Source organism: Deinococcus gobiensis I-0 (assembly GCF_000252445.1).
Taxonomy (GTDB): domain Bacteria; phylum Deinococcota; class Deinococci; order Deinococcales; family Deinococcaceae; genus Deinococcus; species Deinococcus gobiensis.
The window spans coordinates 225,404-242,068 of record NC_017791.1; the positions used below are offsets into that span (position 1 = coordinate 225,404).

At 60.3% G+C, this 16,665-nt stretch carries 18 protein-coding genes and 4 pseudogenes; 7 read left to right on the top strand and 15 right to left on the bottom strand.

Translation table 11 applies throughout. The features are described from left to right. Window positions 1-20 precede the first annotated feature (20 nt). The 6 genes and pseudogenes from DGO_RS21365 to DGO_RS22120 form a co-directional block, all read right to left on the bottom strand. Window positions 21-728 (bottom strand): fimbrial biogenesis chaperone, encoded by a 708-nt coding sequence (locus tag DGO_RS21365; RefSeq protein WP_014686647.1) that lies wholly within the window; start codon window positions 726-728, stop codon window positions 21-23. A gap of 131 nt (window positions 729-859) precedes the next feature. After that, window positions 860-1,282 carry a hypothetical protein gene (locus DGO_RS18125; protein ID WP_043804657.1) on the bottom strand — a complete coding sequence of 141 codons (423 nt, stop codon included), beginning with the start codon at window positions 1,280-1,282 and terminating at the stop codon, window positions 860-862. A 95-nt stretch (window positions 1,283-1,377) separates the two neighbouring features. Next, window positions 1,378-2,286: a hypothetical protein gene (locus tag DGO_RS22115; protein WP_014686649.1), complete on the bottom strand. Its 909-nt coding sequence runs from the start codon at window positions 2,284-2,286 to the stop codon at window positions 1,378-1,380. A gap of 36 nt (window positions 2,287-2,322) precedes the next feature. Next, the gene (locus DGO_RS18130) at window positions 2,323-2,778 is read right to left on the bottom strand and encodes a hypothetical protein (RefSeq protein WP_014686650.1); all 456 of its coding nucleotides are present in this window, start codon (window positions 2,776-2,778) and stop codon (window positions 2,323-2,325) included. Between the two features lie 74 nt (window positions 2,779-2,852). Beyond that, the gene (locus tag DGO_RS18135; RefSeq protein ID WP_014686651.1) at window positions 2,853-3,311 is read right to left on the bottom strand and encodes a hypothetical protein; all 459 of its coding nucleotides are present in this window, start codon (window positions 3,309-3,311) and stop codon (window positions 2,853-2,855) included. 388 nt (window positions 3,312-3,699) lie between these two features. Beyond that, window positions 3,700-4,702, bottom strand: a pseudogene (locus DGO_RS22120) (transposase). Window positions 4,703-4,875: 173 nt separating this feature from the next. Here DGO_RS22120 and DGO_RS22125 point away from each other — a divergent pair. The 3 genes and pseudogenes from DGO_RS22125 to DGO_RS24940 all read left to right on the top strand — a co-directional run. Then, on the top strand, window positions 4,876-5,064 hold the full coding sequence (locus DGO_RS22125) for a DUF4926 domain-containing protein (protein WP_145975505.1): 189 nt from the start codon (window positions 4,876-4,878) through the stop codon (window positions 5,062-5,064). 135 nt (window positions 5,065-5,199) lie between these two features. Then, a complete protein-coding gene (locus tag DGO_RS22130) occupies window positions 5,200-5,586 on the top strand; it encodes a DUF7674 family protein (protein ID WP_145975506.1) in 387 nt (128 codons plus the stop codon). A 181-nt stretch (window positions 5,587-5,767) separates the two neighbouring features. Further along, window positions 5,768-6,007, top strand: a pseudogene (locus tag DGO_RS24940) (transposase); the annotation flags it as partial. A gap of 31 nt (window positions 6,008-6,038) precedes the next feature. Here DGO_RS24940 and DGO_RS18150 read toward each other — a convergent pair. Then, the gene (locus DGO_RS18150) at window positions 6,039-6,878 is read right to left on the bottom strand and encodes an IS5 family transposase (RefSeq protein ID WP_014686488.1); all 840 of its coding nucleotides are present in this window, start codon (window positions 6,876-6,878) and stop codon (window positions 6,039-6,041) included. A 399-nt stretch (window positions 6,879-7,277) separates the two neighbouring features. Further along, window positions 7,278-7,562, bottom strand: a pseudogene (locus DGO_RS18155) (transposase); the annotation flags it as partial. Window positions 7,563-7,629: 67 nt separating this feature from the next. Here DGO_RS18155 and DGO_RS18160 point away from each other — a divergent pair. Then, a complete protein-coding gene (locus tag DGO_RS18160) occupies window positions 7,630-8,730 on the top strand; it encodes a transposase (RefSeq protein WP_420810582.1) in 1,101 nt (366 codons plus the stop codon). An 18-nt stretch (window positions 8,731-8,748) separates the two neighbouring features. Here the strand turns inward: DGO_RS18160 and DGO_RS18165 are convergent, their stop codons facing one another. From DGO_RS18165 to DGO_RS18185, 5 genes are all read right to left on the bottom strand, one after another. After that, on the bottom strand, window positions 8,749-9,225 hold the full coding sequence (locus DGO_RS18165; RefSeq protein WP_014686660.1) for a YeeE/YedE family protein: 477 nt from the start codon (window positions 9,223-9,225) through the stop codon (window positions 8,749-8,751). Further along, the gene (locus DGO_RS18170; protein ID WP_014686661.1) at window positions 9,222-9,797 is read right to left on the bottom strand and encodes a YeeE/YedE family protein; all 576 of its coding nucleotides are present in this window, start codon (window positions 9,795-9,797) and stop codon (window positions 9,222-9,224) included. The genes DGO_RS18165 and DGO_RS18170 overlap by 4 nt, the downstream gene beginning before the upstream one ends. 59 nt (window positions 9,798-9,856) lie before the next feature. Next, entirely contained in the window at window positions 9,857-10,648 is a 792-nt protein-coding gene (locus DGO_RS18175; RefSeq protein ID WP_014686662.1) for a sulfite exporter TauE/SafE family protein, read from the bottom strand. Continuing rightward, complete coding sequence (locus tag DGO_RS18180; RefSeq protein WP_014686663.1) at window positions 10,645-10,962, bottom strand: rhodanese-like domain-containing protein; 318 nt, start codon at window positions 10,960-10,962, stop codon at window positions 10,645-10,647. The genes DGO_RS18175 and DGO_RS18180 overlap by 4 nt, the downstream gene beginning before the upstream one ends. A gap of 62 nt (window positions 10,963-11,024) precedes the next feature. Beyond that, window positions 11,025-12,407, bottom strand: coding sequence for an MBL fold metallo-hydrolase (locus tag DGO_RS18185; RefSeq protein WP_014686664.1), 1,383 nt, complete (start codon window positions 12,405-12,407; stop codon window positions 11,025-11,027). A gap of 62 nt (window positions 12,408-12,469) precedes the next feature. Here DGO_RS18185 and DGO_RS18190 point away from each other — a divergent pair, with 62 nt between their 5' ends. The 3 genes from DGO_RS18190 (at window position 12,470) to DGO_RS18200 (ending at window position 13,746) form a co-directional block, all read left to right on the top strand. Next, window positions 12,470-12,733, top strand: a complete 264-nt coding sequence (locus DGO_RS18190; RefSeq protein WP_014686665.1) for a metal-sensitive transcriptional regulator — start codon at window positions 12,470-12,472, stop codon at window positions 12,731-12,733. 221 nt (window positions 12,734-12,954) lie between these two features. Beyond that, complete coding sequence (locus tag DGO_RS18195) at window positions 12,955-13,275, top strand: ArsR/SmtB family transcription factor (RefSeq protein ID WP_014686666.1); 321 nt, start codon at window positions 12,955-12,957, stop codon at window positions 13,273-13,275. Between the two features lie 9 nt (window positions 13,276-13,284). Then, a complete protein-coding gene (locus tag DGO_RS18200) occupies window positions 13,285-13,746 on the top strand; it encodes an arsenate reductase ArsC (protein ID WP_014686667.1) in 462 nt (153 codons plus the stop codon). A gap of 71 nt (window positions 13,747-13,817) precedes the next feature. On the opposite strand, the pseudogene DGO_RS18205 reads toward DGO_RS18200, so the two are convergent. Both DGO_RS18205 and DGO_RS18210 read right to left on the bottom strand, forming a co-directional pair. After that, a pseudogene (locus DGO_RS18205) lies at window positions 13,818-14,887 on the bottom strand (transposase). Between the two features lie 60 nt (window positions 14,888-14,947). Then, on the bottom strand, window positions 14,948-16,420 hold the full coding sequence (locus DGO_RS18210) for a S41 family peptidase (RefSeq protein ID WP_014686670.1): 1,473 nt from the start codon (window positions 16,418-16,420) through the stop codon (window positions 14,948-14,950). Between the last annotated feature and the right edge of the window lie 245 nt (window positions 16,421-16,665).

Here is a 16,665-nt window from a genome sequence, read left to right on the forward strand (position 1 = left end):
GGGCTGGGAGGCAGGCGCGCTCAGGGTTGGACATCGACGGTCAGCCGCACCGGTCGCTGGTCGGCGTCCTCGGCACTGAGGTCGAAGGTCACCGCGCTGCCCAACTCCGACGGAAGCTTGAGGGTCATCACGGCGCCGCTCAGGACGTACTGGTTGCCGGCCTCGACCGTGCGGCTGCCCGCACGGACCTGCAACTTGCGGAAGACCCCGTAGCCGTCGCCCGTATTGCGGAACACCAGGGCTGTTCCCCCGTCCTGCCGTACAGCCCTCACGGCGATATTGGGCCGCGCGGCAGCGCGTTCGGCAAAGACCGGCAGGCTGAACACGTACCGGGGGGTGATGGTCACCGCGCCGCCCGCCGAAGGAGCCGGCTGCACGTTCTGGCGCAGCACCAGGCGATAAGTGGCCGAGGCGTTCGTCGGGGCGCGGCGCAGGGCGACCCGCACGACCTGGCTGCGTCCGGGCGCGACGGTGAAGCGGGCGGGACTGACGAGGGCGTCCCGCGTCGGTTCCAGCACGTCCTGCCCGCCCTGCTGGGTCCAGGCGAGTACCTCGGCCGTGAACTCGGCGGGCGCGCTGTCGGTATTGGTGACGGTGGTGGACGTGGTCAGGGCCTGGGCTGGATCGAGAGACAGCAGCACGGGGCTGAGGACGAACCGGGCGGCATGGACCGAACCGGCGGTGGCCAGCAGGGCCGCGAGCAGGACTGTACGGGAACGCATGGGCATGGGCAACCTCTGGGGAGGGCAAGGAGACGGGCAGAAAAAAGAGGTCTGATGTTATGGATGGTGACCCGAGACAACAGTCTCGGGCAGAGGGGGATAGAGCGCAGTGTGCCCGCCCGGGCCTGACGGGACTCTTAAAACTCGATCTCGATGCTCAGGGTGTCGGCATAGGCGCCGGTCGGGGCGCCCCATTGCCCGGCGGGCACCGTCACCGGCAGAGTCAGTTGGTCGGCCACGACACGCAGTTGCCCGGCGTCAGGAATGACGTAGCGCAGGGTATCGGCGCCGCGCTGTAACCAGCCCTGATACTGCCCGGTCCCGGCTTCGAGAACGCCGCCGGGACTGCTCAGGCGAACGGTGCCCACCTGGCTTCCTGCGTCGCACCGGACAAGCACCTGAACCGTCTGGGTCCAGTCCTGCGCGTAGGCGTAGCTGCCCAGGGCACTGACCACCGGCGTACCGAAGGTGCAGGCCGCCTGGGCCGAGCCGGTCAGCGACAGGACCAGCAGAGCCCGGCGCAGCGCAGCACGTCTGAACAGCGGGGAGGTGGTGGGCATGGTAGTAACAATCTTACCATGTATTTTATGCGAACACCTATAAATGCTTACTATAATTCTTTCCATATTGGCGAATTAAGGTAATTTATAGTTACTTAGGGTTTCAGTGTTGCTACTGACATATCATCAATGTTTAGGTAATTATTGCCACCCGCATAGTTTTTAAGATGCGCTTCGATATATTTTACGTTTTCCCAATTCAGAGTGTATTTTGTAGCATTACCATAATAGTAGGTATAGTTTCCTATCTCCCCTCCATTTTTATCGTATGCAACAATTTTAATATCACCCCTATCTTTAAAAATAGCATTTGCGGTCATTGAATAGATATTAAAAAGAGTACCATTGGAAGTCTCAATTCTGGCGAATTCATCTTCCATAGTATTAAGCAAGATCCCGATATGTCCCGGAGGATTTCCTAGTCCTTTAGAAGCATATGTAATTGTTGAAGTAAACTTAAAGCCTTTGGTAACGTAAGAGTCTTCAAGCCGGTTGGCAGCGGTGGAGTTAGTATTGTTGGCAAATCCAGTGTAATCTTCCATCAAATTTAGATCGGTCTGCGTAATTAAGGCTGTGAAGCTCATCAACTTAACATCAGTACCACAGGTAAGTTTAACTGTGTATGTTCCACTCCGATTGTAAGTGTGCTCCGCCTTGTCGGTCGCCACTACGCTGGGCGTCGTGATCGTACTCATGGCCGTACCGTCGCCCCAGTCGAGCGCGCAGCCGGTCGCCGCCGGGTACGTCGTCTTCATGTAGGCGCGCGCCGTCGTATCGCTGACCTTCAGCACGTTCAGGTACGACTTGGGCGTCACCGCCTGGCCCGACAGAGTGCTGGTCAGGCCCAACGCGGCCAGATCACGCTGAACGCCCGCTTCGAAAGCCGCGATGTCCGTCACGCTGGTGGTTGCCGTGCTCGGGGTGCTGGCTACAGGTGTGACGCTCTGCGTGCCGCAGGCGGCGAGAAGGAGGGGGAGAAGCAAGAGGGGGGCAGTGATCTTCATGTCAGGACTCCGGAAAGCGTGCAGGGCAGAGGGGGCTTACCAGCCGATGTAGTAGTCGACGACCGCCGTGTACGTCCCGTTCCCGGCGGCCCACTGGCCCGCCTTCGCGGTCGCCTTCACGCCGTAGGTGTAGTAGCTCCCCGACCCCGCCGGCCCCGTCACGGGCGTCGGATCGTCGTCCGTCGTCAGCACGACGTTCAGCACCTGGCTGCCATTCTTCAGGTCCAGGCTCCCGTCCGCCTTCCAGGTCGTGTCGTCCCAGTACGCGATAAAGGGCGCGGTGTCCTGGTTACAGCGCACCGCGACCAGGGCGCCGCCCCCGGTCGCGTTCAGGGTGGCGGCCTGATAGTCGAAGCTGATGTTCGTCGCACTGGTGAATTCACAGAGGTCGTTGACCGTCGCGTTGACGGTCACAGGCGTGGTGGCGGGGCTGGCGGCCAGGGCGCTGCCGAGCAGGCCGGCAGCGAGAGAAAGCAGCAGGGGACGGTGCATGGGACACTCCTTGATCAGGGCGAAAGGGCGAAGCCGGACAGGGGCCGGGACCGGCCCCTGCAACACTGCCGGGATCAGAAGGTGACGTTGACGTCGAGGGTGGTGGTGTAGTCGGCGGCAGTGGGGGCGCCCCACTGGCCGCTGGCGGCGGTGGCCGCGAGGGTGTAGGTGTGCTTGTCGGCCCCGGCGTAGGTGCCGGTGCCGGCACCGGCAGCGTCGACCTTGCTCAGGGTGTAGGTGGCGTTGAGGGTGCCGGTCTTGCTCGCGCTCTTGAGGATGAGGGCGCCGGTCGCGGCGGTGGTGGTGGTGATGGCGGTGCCCGAGTTGCAGTACAGGGTGGCGCCGCCGCTGACGGGGACGGTGGTGCCGGCGAGGGCGTCGTAGGTGAAGCTGGCGGCGCCGGTGGCACTGGTGTCGAAGGTGCAGGAGGACAGGACGGTGGCGTTGACGGTGATGGGGGTGGAGACGCTGCCGGCGGCGAAGGCGGTGGAGCACAGGGCGGCGAGGGCAACGGTCAAGGCAATCTTCTTCATGACATCTCCTTAAGCAGGAAATTTCGGGAAAAATTTCCCTGCTCCCTACTTCTATGGATCACCCTATTCCGGCCTCCGTTAATTGAGCGTTAACTGCAAAGCAGGCGAGAAGTGACCTTTTTCGTCGTCCTGGTGCGGCAAAACAGTAATGCCCTCACGACGAAACGTCGTGATTCAACCACTAGGGTGAGGATATGATGTGTCAAGATTGAGCTTATCTAAGAGATTCTGACAAAATTCAACCGAGGGGGATGATGAACTCGGCGAGGTTCCTTTGAAACAAGGTCGTAGTCGCTACTTCTGATCTATGCTTTGAAGACCGATTGCGCAGTTGTAAGGTAAGGCAATGGGGAGCGGCCCAGCCGCTCCCCATCCGCGTTCTGGTGGGTCAGGCGAACTGTGGAGTTCGATTCACCGTGCGCAGATTCACTAGGCCAGCCGCACAGCCCCAGAACTGTCCATGGTATCGGGGATCATTGCGGTAAAACTCCCGACAGACACGGAATTTTTTGATCTTGCACACGACGTTCTCCACCGTGATCCGTACTTTGGAGATCTGATGGTTCAGTTCGGGGTCGTCCGGACTGAGCCGGCCACCCTTGGGGCGCATCCGGGGGACGATCACTTCGTGCTGGGGACAGAGTTGATCCAGGCCTGTATACCCTCGGTCGCCCCAGAGCCGGGTTCCCCAGGGAAGGTGGAGCAGGAGCCTCGACTGTTGTGAGCACCTTCATATCGTGGGTGCGCCCGCCCGCGGGCGCACTGAGATGGACGACAAGCCCCTCCGGAGTGACGGCGACCTGGGTTTTCAGCGTGTGCGTGCCCTTCTTGACGCTGAAGAACTTCTTCTGGTCCTTGGGGCGGCCCACGGCCTTCTTGCTAGGCCGACTGCCTTTGTTCTTCTTGGGCTGCCCTCGGGGTTGTTCGGTACCGTCGATGATGAGGTCAGCGATCTCCGGGAAGGTGTCCAGCACGTCTTCAAGGGTGCGCAGGCGACGACGCGGTCCCGCGTCGTCAGGGATGACCTTGCGGCTATCCAGGGTCCGGGCCCGGAGCGGAGCAGGCAGTGCCTGCTCCAAGAGAGGGAGCAGCGCATGAATGTTGCGGCAGACGTTGGCGGCGTCCATCTCGAACAGCACACCCAGGAGATGCATTGGGAGGTCATGACGCAGGTACAGCAACGTCAAGAAGAGGCGGTGGGGAACATCGAGTTTGAACGGACGACCCGCCCCGATCTGACGTTGACGCCCGACCCGCAGGAGGGAGAGACGATGAGCTCTAACCCAGAGGGGCGCGAGACGCTGCGCCAAGTGGGTGAACTCCGTGGGATTCAGGCCGCAGAGCGACTCGAAGGACCAAGAACGCTGCATGAGGCGCTGGACCTGAAACATGCCGTCACTCTGCCCCAGTCACCTCAACTGCGCAACGGGTCTTGGAGCGTATCAGGCTTCCAACTGGAGAGAGCTTGCCCCTGACGAACCGAAGCTAACGCCCCGCCAGGCTCTGAATTACTTCTTACCACTCAGGTGGCAGGATGACTGAATGGACGAGCTACGCTGCTGGAATGGAACTGCTTGACACCGTACGTCTGAATCAGGACCTCCCAAATAAGGGACTTCGGGCGGGTGCTGTAGGCGTCATTGTCGAGGTCTACACGTCTCCTGACTATGCGTACGAAGTCGAATTTGTCAACGACGATGGCAGTACGAACGTAATGCTGCCACTGAGGCAGGAGCAGCTTGACCCTATGTGATGCGCTGAATCTATAAAATCGTTTACTGCCATTCCCCGTACTTACGGTTGAGGTCGTTCAAATCTTTCGCGGCGCGAATTTTTCAGAGGAGTTAGTTGACGAGATGATATCCAGATTATCTTCTATAATTGGTATATGTTTGATTCCAACCATGCTATACAAGTATTGATCGAAAACTACCCAGATTTTGAAGAGCTTACTGATCATTTCTATGACCAAGAAGAAGTACTACTTTGTGTGGAAATGTATCACTTTGCTGAGTATATATGGAGTTTGTCCGAATCTGATATAAACTTTGAATTTAATAAACTCCATAGTGTATTAGATGGCCTAATTCTAAGTGGAGACAGTAAGGTAAAAATGCCATCACACTCTGTTTTTGTCGAGCATTTAGATACACTGGATAACCAGGCGAAAAATCCAGATCTCACGAAAAAGTGGATTATAGAGATGCCAGATATTCTCTGCAAATACCATTCTTCTTGGGGAAGAAAGTCAACCGAAGTGGGACGAAATATCTAATTTTCTTCGCTGCTCTTCGATGACTCAAGTCAGGGCTCGGAAGAAGGGGCCTACACGATTCGGATTGCTCCCTGGGATGCCTGGGTGCATTACGCGCCCGCCCTGGATGACCTCCTAGCACTACTTAAACACGGATTTTGGCCTTGTGGACGTTGTCTGTGCGTATCTGGCAGGCTGGAGTATGCCCGTCGCTCAGGACAACACTCTGCCCCTTCGGCGCTTCCTACGTCCCTTCCAGCGCGTCCTGGGCCATGCTCGGCGGCGCAAGTGGTGTCCGCTGTATCTGCGGGGCTTGATGGCCCCCCTCGAACGCAAGAGTCTGCAACCGTTGGCGGAATACGTGGCGCCCGGCCAGTATGCGCAACTCCATCATTTCGTGACGGTCAGTCCTTGGCAAGATGAACCGTTAGGAGCCGTGTTAAAGAGCGTTTTGAAAGGGTAGGGCTGAGCCATCAGGCGGCAGCCAGCCGACGGACCATCAAGCGGATCATGACTTCGTAGACGAGGTTCTCGGAGGTTTCTGGCAAGGCTTCGAAATCCCGGCTCATCCGCCTTGACTTGCCCAGCCAAGCGAAGGTCCGCTCCACCACCCAACGTCGCTTCAGGACCACAAAGCCCTCCGGGATCTCACTGGGCGGGAGGGGGCGATCCTTCCGCGCCCAGGTCCAGCCGTTGCCTGCCCAGGGATGCTTGACGACCTCCAGCGTCCAGCCCACTACCTGCTTGACTGCTGGAATCAGTTTTCCAGAATACCCGGCGTCGGCCCAGACGTGCTGCATGCGAGGAAACACGTTGCGCACCTTCTCAAACAGGTGGACCGCGCCCGCGCGGTCCTGGATATCCGCTTCGTGTACCACCACTCCCATCACCAAACCAAGCGTGTCGACCAACAGATGCCGCTTACGCCCGCTAATTTTCTTCCCTCCGTCGTAGCCGCGTGGACCACCGGCCTCGGTGGTCCGTACCGATTGACTGTCAATAATCGCGGCACTAGGCGTCGGATCGCGGCCCGCTTGGGTCCGAACCTGCTCGCGCAGGAGGGTATGCAACCGCTCCCAGAAGCCGCTGATGCGCCAGTTACGGTGATACCCGTATACGGTCTGCCAAGGTGGGAGGTCGTGCGGCATCAACCGCCAGGCGTTGCCGCCACGCAGGATGTAGAAAATACCGTCAAGGATGTCTCGTAAGGACCAGATGCGAGGTCGTCCCGGGTGCTCCGGACGTGGGAGAAAAGGCTCCAGGACAGTCCATTCCTCATCGGTCAGGTCGCTGCTATAGGCTCGGCGCGTCATTCATCAGCCTACGTCTGTACCAGGGCGTGCAAAATCATCTTCATGACCTTTCGAAACGCACTCTAACAGCAGGTCGAGGAAGACCTCGAAGGATTCCCGATGTTGCTTGCGGGAAAAGCAGGGCAGGATGTCAGAATAGAGCCGTCTGGAACGCGATTCTTTTGGGTTCATACTCCACTATGGGGCCAAAAGTGCGTTCCAGACGGCTTTTCCCAAAACTGCAAGATGTCAGCCAAGGGTGAATGCTGTCCCACAATATTTTGCCGTGCCAGTGGAGACATAAAAGTCGACAGGCGACAGATGGTGCGCATGCCATTCGAGATTCTGAGCCAGGATGTCGACGGTAAATGTTGCGTCCTCAGAGACCAATTGAATCATTCCCTGTCAGCATATGGACTTTTAGGTGAGCTGGCGCAGCAGCAGGAGAATGCAAGCAAGTTGAACGAAGCTCAGGAAGTTCTCGGCCTTCGCTTCGTCTCGGGTTCTGATCCGTCGGCAACTCTGGAGCCAAGCGATCGTCCGTTCTACCTTCCACCGTCGACGATAGCGACGCAGAGGACGCCCATCCTGGGCCTTCTTTCGGTTTTTGCGATTGGCGGCGATCATCTTAATGCCCAGCACCTCGAGCTCAGCGTCGAGCCCATCGCTGTCATAGGCCTTATCCCCGATCAACCGCTCTCCGTACCTGACACTTCGCCAAAAGTCGCGTCCTGAACGCAGTTTGGTATAACAAGGGGCAGGATCTGCGTCTGTGACGAGCTCCGATCCTGCCCGCCTGCATGCTGACACACTGGCCGACCACCTGAAAACCTACCTCCCTCATCGCCGCGTTGACGCCCTGAAGCGGCTGGCAGACGTGCTCCTGACGGTGCTCCAGGCCGAATCCACGCTCCACCGCAAGATCGCACTCCATCTCCCCAGAGCGGCAACCCTGGAATCCAAGACCCGGACGGTCGCCTGGGTCTTCCACGACGCTCAACTCACGCCGCAGGACGTCTGTGACGTCCTGCTTCCCTTGCTCCCCGACGGCAGGCTCACCCTGATCATGGAGCGCACCACGTGGCACTACGGTCAGACCCCGCTGAACATCCTCGTGCTGGGCGCACGCCTCGGGGGTGCAGTGATCCCACTCGTCTGGTCGATGCTGCCCCATCAAGGCAACCGCTGTACCGCCGCGCGAATCCTGCTGGTTGCGCGATTGCTCAAGGTCCTGCCCGCTCGACGGTGGGCCGTCGTGATCGCCGATCGGGAGTTCGTGGGGCGCGCGTGGTGCGCCTTCCTGCGCTGGAAACGCATTCGGCAATGTATCCGCCTCCGGGACAACACGAGGACCCAGGACGAACTGGTGCGAGACCTGTTCATGACGCTTCAACCAGGAGAGGTGCGCACGCTGTTCGAGCGGACAGGGGTGTATGGGGGCTGGATGCATGTGGTGATCACCCTGTCCCCCACAGGGGACAGGGTGATCGTTGTGTCGGATTTGCCCGTGCTGGACGTGCTGAACACCTATCGGCTTAGGTGGGCGATTGAATCTGCGTTTTCTTCGCTCAAATCTCGTGGCCTGAATCTGGAGGCGACGCACATGACGGCCCCAGCGCGAATCTCTCGGCTCTTTGGGCGGCTGTGTCTCGCACTGGCCTGGATGACCCGGGTGGGGGCGCAGCGGACAGCGACCCATGCCCCTCGGCGGGATAAACGCGGGCAAGCAGTCGTCAGTGTGACGCGGATCGGATGGCAGATTCTCACTCAGGCGGCGCGGTGGGGCGGCGATGACTTCTGGGACTGCCTGCGGCTTCTCGGGATGCCATTTCCAACCGCCAGCACATCCGTTTCCCGAAGTGTCAGGTGCTGAGCAGCGAATGTCACCTGTTCAGTGTGGGAGTCTGTCCTTGAGCACACCGTACAAGTAGGTGCCCAGGAGAGCAAAGGCCAGCACGATCAGCATCGGCCACACCCCCGCTCCCAGAAGCACGAAGATCGGTCCCGGACATACCCCGGCCAACCCCCATCCCACCCCAAAGGTCAACCCCCCAAGGATGTACCGCCACCACCCCTTCGCCTTGGGGGTCACGGCGATGATCTGTCCGTCGCGACTTCTCGTCCCAAAACGGCGCAACAAGGTCGTAGAGATCATTCCCGTGACGACAGCCGAGCCGATCAACCCGAACATATGGAAGGATTCGAAGCGGAACATCTCCTGAATGCGGTACCAGCTCGTCGCCTCGCTCTTGACCAGAACAACACCGAAATACAATCCAGCGAACAGGTAGGCGAGGAGTCCCGTCGCCGTACGTGTGGTGGAGGCTGGGGCGTCGTGTATCCCGGTCATGTTATGGGAGTTCGTCATCGAATGACCGCCAAAAAGAGGGGCAGGAGGAAGTTGGCACTGAGAATGCCACCGACGAAGAACGAGACGGTGGCGATCAACGAGGGACCCTGCAGGGTGGACAGGCCCGTGATCGCGTGCCCAGAAGTGCACCCGCCCCCATACCGGGTCCCGAAGCCGACGAGCAGGCCGGAGAAGGCCAGCAGCACCCATACGCCGAAATGGGTCAGATCAGTCAATTCTACAGGCACCAGACCAGGCCGGACCTGGATGCCCAGCGCCTGGATCGCCTGGGCACCGGCGGCACTCAAGCGGGTAGATTCCGGGTTGGCGAACAGGACGCCCGCCGCGATCCCCCCCAGGATCAATCCGCCAGCGAACATCAAGTTCCAGCGCTCCTTGCGCCAGTCATAGCGGAAGAAGTCAGGCTTGGCTGCATCGGGCAGGAGGATGGCGCAGGCATGCCGCAGGTTGGAGGAGATGCCGAAGGACTTGTTGCCCAGCCAGAGGAGCAGGGAGACGGTGAGGCCGATCAGGGGGCCGCCCACATACCAGGGCCAGGGCGAACGCAGCAGGTCAAGCAGTTCAGTCATGGGATACAGACCTCGGGAAAGACTCCGTCATGGAGAGCAGTGTGGCCTGCGGGGCAGGCTCAGCGCTGCTTCTGGACGGTGGACGAGGGCGTAGGGCTCAGCACTTTAGGTACATTGGTGGCCAACACATAGATCCCTACCACGACCAGAAAGCCCGCCAAGCTGCGTCTCAAACTCTTGTTGGACACATTCCTGCCGAGCCGGCTTCCCAGGAAGCTGCCCAGGATACCGATGAGGGTGAAGATCAGCATGAGGTTCCAGTGCAGGCCTGAGCCCTCAAGGGTGCTCAAATGTTTGAAGAAGCCGGCTGCACTGTTCAGGGTAATAATCGTCAGGCTGGTCCCTACCGCGGGACTCATCGGGAGCCCTCCCAACAGGACCAGCGCGGGAATGATGAGGAAGCCCCCGCCTACGCCCACCAGGCCGGTCAGGATACCGACACCCAGGCCATCCAGGCTGGTCTGGAATCGCGAGCGGGACACCGCATGGGGTTCCGTCTTCTGGGCTGGCCGGAGCATCATCCCCGCAGCGAGAAGCATCACCATGGCGAACAGCAACAGTTGCACCGCTCCTGACAGATGGACGCTCAGAGCGGATCCCAGGGTGGTTCCGACGATGCCGGGCAAGCCGAACCACAACACGGAACGCCAGTCGACGCGCCGCTTGAGGGCGTACGGGATTGCCCCGATCAGGCTGATTCCGCCCACGATGGCCAGCGACTCGGCAATCGCCAGTTTCTCCGGCTCGCCGACGAGGTAAACCAGCACCGGTACGGTCAGGATCGAACCGCCCGACCCCAGAAGCCCCAGCGAGAGGCCGATCAGGGCGGCGCCGATCCACGCGAAGATCATGGCTGCTCGCCCCTCGTCACCTCACGGCCTTCACGCATCCAGCCCGCCGTGCCACCCGCAAGGTTCAGCAGTCCGGGTTTGCCCAGACCTGCCAGATAGGTGGCTGCCTGTGAGGACCGGCTGCCCCCTGCGCAGATCAGGACGGTATTTGGTCCAATATCGTCCTCCCGGCCAACGAGTGTACTCAGGGGGAGGTTCACCGCGCTCGGGATGTGTCCAGCAACGTACTCTGCTCGCTCGCGTACGTCGACCAGCCGGGCGCCCCCACGCTTCTTCTCTTCGAGTTCGGTCGTCAAGATGTCCTGATAGGTCATCAGCAGCTCCTTTCGGCAGAAGTGGAGGCGGCCCAACGGACGCCGCCTCCACGGAGTGGGAATCAGGTGTTGAGAGTTTTCGCCCAGGCGTCGTAGCCACCAGCGAGTTCCAGCACATCGAAGCCTTCGGTACGCAGCAGGCTGGCAGCGGCGGCACTCCGCGCCCCCCCTTGGCAGTGCACGATGATCTCGCGGTCACGCGGCAGGGTGTCCAGTGCCCATGGCAAACGTCCAGCGTGCAGTTGCCGCGCACCGGGGAGATGACCGCCCTCGTATTCGGTCTTCGTCCGCACATCGAGGATCAGCGCGTCCGGATGCGAGCTCAACTCACGCACGGAGATGGGCTGAGCGGAGACGGTCTCCAGCTCTTCGGCAGTGGAGATGAAGCCGATCACGTGGTCCAATCCCACCATCCACAGCCGGCGACGCACGCCTTCGGCACGGTCCCTAGGTGCCAGCAGGATCACCTCACGCTCCGGAGTCATGAGCCAACCCGACCAGGTTTCCAGGGTCCCACCGTCAGGGATGTGAATGCTCCCCACAGGGGCGGCGGCGTGGTGCTCTTCTTTCCTGCGGGTGTCGAGCAATCGGGCACCGGCAGCGAGCCTCGCCTGGATATTCTCTATAGTCAGCTCTTCCAGCGGCTTCGTCTCACCCAGCAGGGTGGGGCCGTCGCGGTTCTCGGTCTTCATGCGTCCGTAGTAGAGCGGGGCATCAGGTTGACCGGAAAGCAGTTCCTGCGTAAAGCCCTCCTCGTCCCCCTGTTCCACCTGCTTGCTCCACCAACTGAGGGCGCGTTCGTAGCCGACCGTCGTCGTGGGTACGGCACCGAGGGTTTTACCGCAGGCGCTCCCCGAGCCGTGCCCTGGCCAGACCTGCACATGGTCGGGCAGGGTCAGAAACTTATCGCGCAGGGAGGCGAACATCTGCCGGGCACCGGTAGAGCGGGTGTCCTGGCCGCCGGCGGCTTCGTCGAGCAGGTCAGGTCGCCCCAGATCCCCGACAAAGACGAAGTCGCCGGTCAGGATCATGCTCGGGGTGTCACCTCGGGGGAGATCGGTGACGAGGAAGCTCATGTGCTCCGGCGTGTGGCCCGGAGTGTGGAGCGCCTGGAGACGGACGTTGCCCACCATGAAGGTCTCCCCATCGTGGAGGCTGATCCTGTTGCCGTCGTCATAGGTGTAGTGCCAGTCTTCACCGCCCTCGTCGGAGAGCAGCAGCTTCGCGCCCGTCGCTTTCGCGAGTTCGCGACTGCCGGAGAGGTAATCGGCGTGAATGTGCGTTTCGGTGACGTGGGTGACCCGCAGCTTTTGACGTTTCGCCTCGTCGAGGTACTGGGCAATATCGCGGACTGGGTCGACCACGAGGCATTCGCCGGTCTTCTGGCAGCCAAGCATGTAGGACGCCTGGGCGAGATCCGCGTCGTAGAAGCGTTGGAAGTACATGGCAGGAGCGTATACCCCCTCCCCCTATTCTGTCAAATAACCCAGGGGGGTATAGTACACACATGACGACCCTGCCAGTCAGTGACCATCAAGCCGAAAAGACAAAGATCCTCAACCGCCTACGTCGTCTGGAGGGACAGATCCGGGGACTGCAGAAGATGGTCGAGGAGGAGAAGAATTGCGTGGAAGTGATGACCGTCTATGCCAGTGTCCGGAGTGCCCTGGAGTCCACCGGGGACGTCATTCTTGAGACATATGTCGAGATGTGTCAGGCACGTGAGGAGAAGCCGGCTGATTTGGTGCGGTTGCTCAAGCTCGCCCGTTGAGCCAGGCCCAGCCCGGTGGAGACGCGCATCCCAAGCCAGGCCCCTTTCGGTCACATGTAATGGCTGAGATTTTCGGGGGCAACTACCGTGGGGTAGATGGTGTCACGGTGATGGCTTCTTGTAGGGAGATACGAAGAGGTTTGTCCTGTGGTTCTCAGGGCCGCATCTCATACGGCACGGAGACGGCATCCAAGGGGGTAAGGAACAATTAGGATGGATGGATGACCGCGTTGACTGTGCCCTCCGTCCTCGACCAGCTCAAGGCGCTCGCGCAAGACACCCGCTATGACCTCGTCCGCCATCTCGCCCAGGGCGAGCACTGCGTCTGCGACCTGGAAGCGCTCCTGAGCCTCCCCCAGTCGAAGGTTTCCTACCATCTCAACATCCTCAAAGAGGCAGGGCTGGTAACGTCCGAGCAGCGCGGCAAGAACATGTACTACGCCCTGAGCCGGGAGCCCTTCTTCCGCCTCGGGGGTCAATTGCTGCTTGATCTTTTCTCCGAGCTCCCACCTCTGACACATCAATCTAAATCGGTGTGTTAGCTTGCGCGCATGCCGCGTGTCCTGATTCTCTGTACCCACAACTCTGCCCGCTCCCAGATGGCCGAAGCCCTCACGCGTGACGCCGCCCGTCGCCTGGGCGTCGACCTGGACGTGCACTCCGCCGGCACAGAAGCCACCCGAGTCAAGCCCGACGCCATCGCCGTCATGAATGAACTAGGCCTAGATCTCTCCACCCACACCAGCAAAACCCTCCACGATGTCCCCGAGGCGCGGAACTTCGACTACGTCGTCACGGTCTGCGACAGCGCTGCCGAAGCCTGCCCCATCTATCCCGGTCACACCCTCCGGCGGCACTATCCCTTCGTCGATCCGAGTGGCGGCAGCCTCGACCGCTGGCGGACCGTCCGCGATCAACTCAAGATCCAATTCGATGCCTTCGTCCAGGCCCTTAAAGAAGGCCGTGATGTCCCGCCCACCTACGAGGAAAGTCCGGCAGTCGAGATGAAGTGAGTTATGCTGCCCTGATCAGGACCGACGCCTGAGACATTCAGGCTGGCCCGACCCTGCCAGAAACATCCGACTCAGGAGTTGCACCTCGTATAGGACAATGAATAGCCGTGCTGGACGAGAAATTCCACGTTTTTTGTGAAGAGGTTCAGTAGGTGGCCAAGGTAGAGCTTCGGCTGAAGGGCGAGCAGCACACGTCGTGCTCTGCTCGCCAGCGTTTGGTCTGGCTGTGCGTCCAGCAAGGTCAGCGTCCAGGCCACGAAGATCAACAGCAGTCACCGGTCCAATCCTCGGGCGGTCCGCAAGGAGAAGAGGTTCAGCCCAAACTGATGCTTGCTCTCCTTAAAGAAGGATGAGGTAGGCCAGCGTTTCGCCCTTCTGAGGTCACCTCATCGCCATCCATCAGCTCGGAGGATGCCGCGCGGAACGCGGCTAAGCGTCAGCGTGTCATGCGGCCAGTTCTGGAGCTTGACGTACCCCCATACAGGCCATCCGCAACGGTGATGACGTCAGGATGCTCGGTCCGCCTAGTCGGCCGGATACCGACCACAAACTCAACGCCTAATCTCCGGATCTCGTCCAGAAAGGCGGCTGCCTCGAATTCACTATCGGCGTGGACGCGCACCCAGAACCGGGTGCAAATAGTGTCCGGCACGCTGCGCAGCAGGTCACGGGCCAGTATGACGGGTGTGGGGGTCCCCCTGCCGCGATACACCCGGTACCCCACTGGGAACTTCAGGGTCCCGTACTGCGCAAAGAGGATCATGAGATGGATGCTGTGGACCTCGTTATAGACGCGAACGAACGGCAGCTGGCGTCCCGTTTTCGGGACGCCGGTGAGATCGACACTCAGCCGCAGGCACGGATGATGTTTCCGCTTGGCCGCCTGGAGCAAGAGGTCCCACTGGGCGTCCGCCAAGAGCGTCCAGCACGTCGCGGTATCCCAGTCATCTTCGTTGAAGAAGCGACTGAGGGCACTGGCGCTGACGGACTCCGCTTGGTGGAGGACCGTCTTGATGTCTGGATTGAGGAACGGACAGAACGCAGCCCCGAGGCGGCGTTGCTGGTAAGCCGTGGGAGAGACAGCGAGGAGGTGGTCTGTCAGAATGCGGGTGCGCTCCCAGAGAGGCTGTGACGTAGACACTCCCAGATGCGAGAGGCCGGGAGCGCTTTCTCTGTCCTATGCAGATGCGATTCTTGAGGCTTACCCAGGGTGGGCCAGTGAGTAGGCGATCACGTGAGGGGTCAGCGACGCGCGGTATTTCCTTAGAATGCGTACCAGACTATTGTCTGACCTGCACAAGATCTCTTCGTGCTGAAGGCGCAATGTTGTCAACTCGTCGAACGGCATTCCAGATAGCCGTTCGATGAGGTTTCCTAGCTGTAACCAGTCCTCACGACCATGCCGGTGGCCCAGCGTGATCAGCAGCAACCCGCATAGGGCCACCTGCTGAGCCTCCGGCATCCTCGAAGGCGTCGGCTGCTGCGGCCGGTTATATAACTGGCGCAGCGGCATGTCGTCCATAAGAGCTACCTGCAGCGCCGCGTCGTCCCCACGCATGACCTCCGCCCACGTTCCCTGTACATCCACCTCTGGACGCAATGATCCCGCTGGCACGGCATAGAGCAGATTCAGCCAGAAACAGGTCCTGAAATCATGACATCCTGTAGCCCAGTCATGCGATTGCGTCGCCAGAAATACTCTCGCCTTCACGGTCTTCAGCTCAAGGCTCAACGGCTCGGCGAAAAACTGCTCGGTGTCGCCGGGACCGTGCCCGATGACGCGTGCCCCAGCGTCATAGCGTAGCCAAGCCAGCATCACGATGGCCGCCGAGAAGGTTCCCTCATCGATCAGGGCGTATATACGGGCATTCCCAGCGGCCTCTCGCAGTTGCTGTGTGAATGGCCAGCTCAAGATGTAGTTTCCGCCGCCATTGCCGCGCAGATCAACGATCAGGCGTTCTGGCCGGGTGTCCCGAATGCATCTGAGAACCTGTTCCAAGACCTGTGGCAGGGGGCCATCCGTACCAGAGCCGATCTGGCGCAGACCGACGTATAACGCTTTACCTGGCAGCGCCTGCACGTGGACACTGGCGGCCGTCTCCGGCGCTTCTAAAAGACCGATCTGAGGCATCAGGGTCAATGTAGGCATTTCGTCTCCCACATCGACTTGGACGGGCATGAGTGAACCAGCAGGCGACCGGAGCAGCAGGCGCAACTGATGAGCTGAAGCGGCCCAGCCCAGGGCGTGCAGAAAAGCGGGCGTGATCAGCACAGGCGCACACAGACTGCGAACCCGGTCCACAGTGCCGCCAATTATGGCTGATAAAAGTGGGAGCCAGTCCTCAGCGGGGCGATCTTCCAGATGCATGACCTGACAGCCGAGCCAGTCCGCATGTGCTGGACTGACCGCGGTAATGTACAGACCATCGGCAAACCATGTGAACCGCATAGGCAACTGGGGGAGGGCGTCTCCCAGCTGCCCGAAATCCATATTGGTATGCCCATCTTGAGCTGCTGCGGCGATCCGGGCCAGACCTACCAACAGCTGTGCCTTGGTCAACGATCCCGCCTGTGCATGAAGCCGCTGCACTTCTTCCAGCGCAGTGATCCGGGCCGCAGGGGTGTACACCATGGCCCGGGGCAAGGCCGCCAGGATCTGTTCCAGGTCGGCCATGACGGTATCGTATGGCAATACGTCGAAGGGGTCTGGCGTATCTTGAGTTGTCGTCGAATGCCGAGACACTAGCAGGTCCTCATTGCTGCACGTCCCGGAGATCAGTAGGCTCCTGATTGTGCGTCAGCAGGTCAAGTCGAAGACTCTCAGCCCGGTGTAAACGACGGCATAAGAGCAGAATAGGAGACAGTTCCATACAACCCCCTTCGGTAGACGCCCCTGTTCCGAGACGATCCACAGATCAG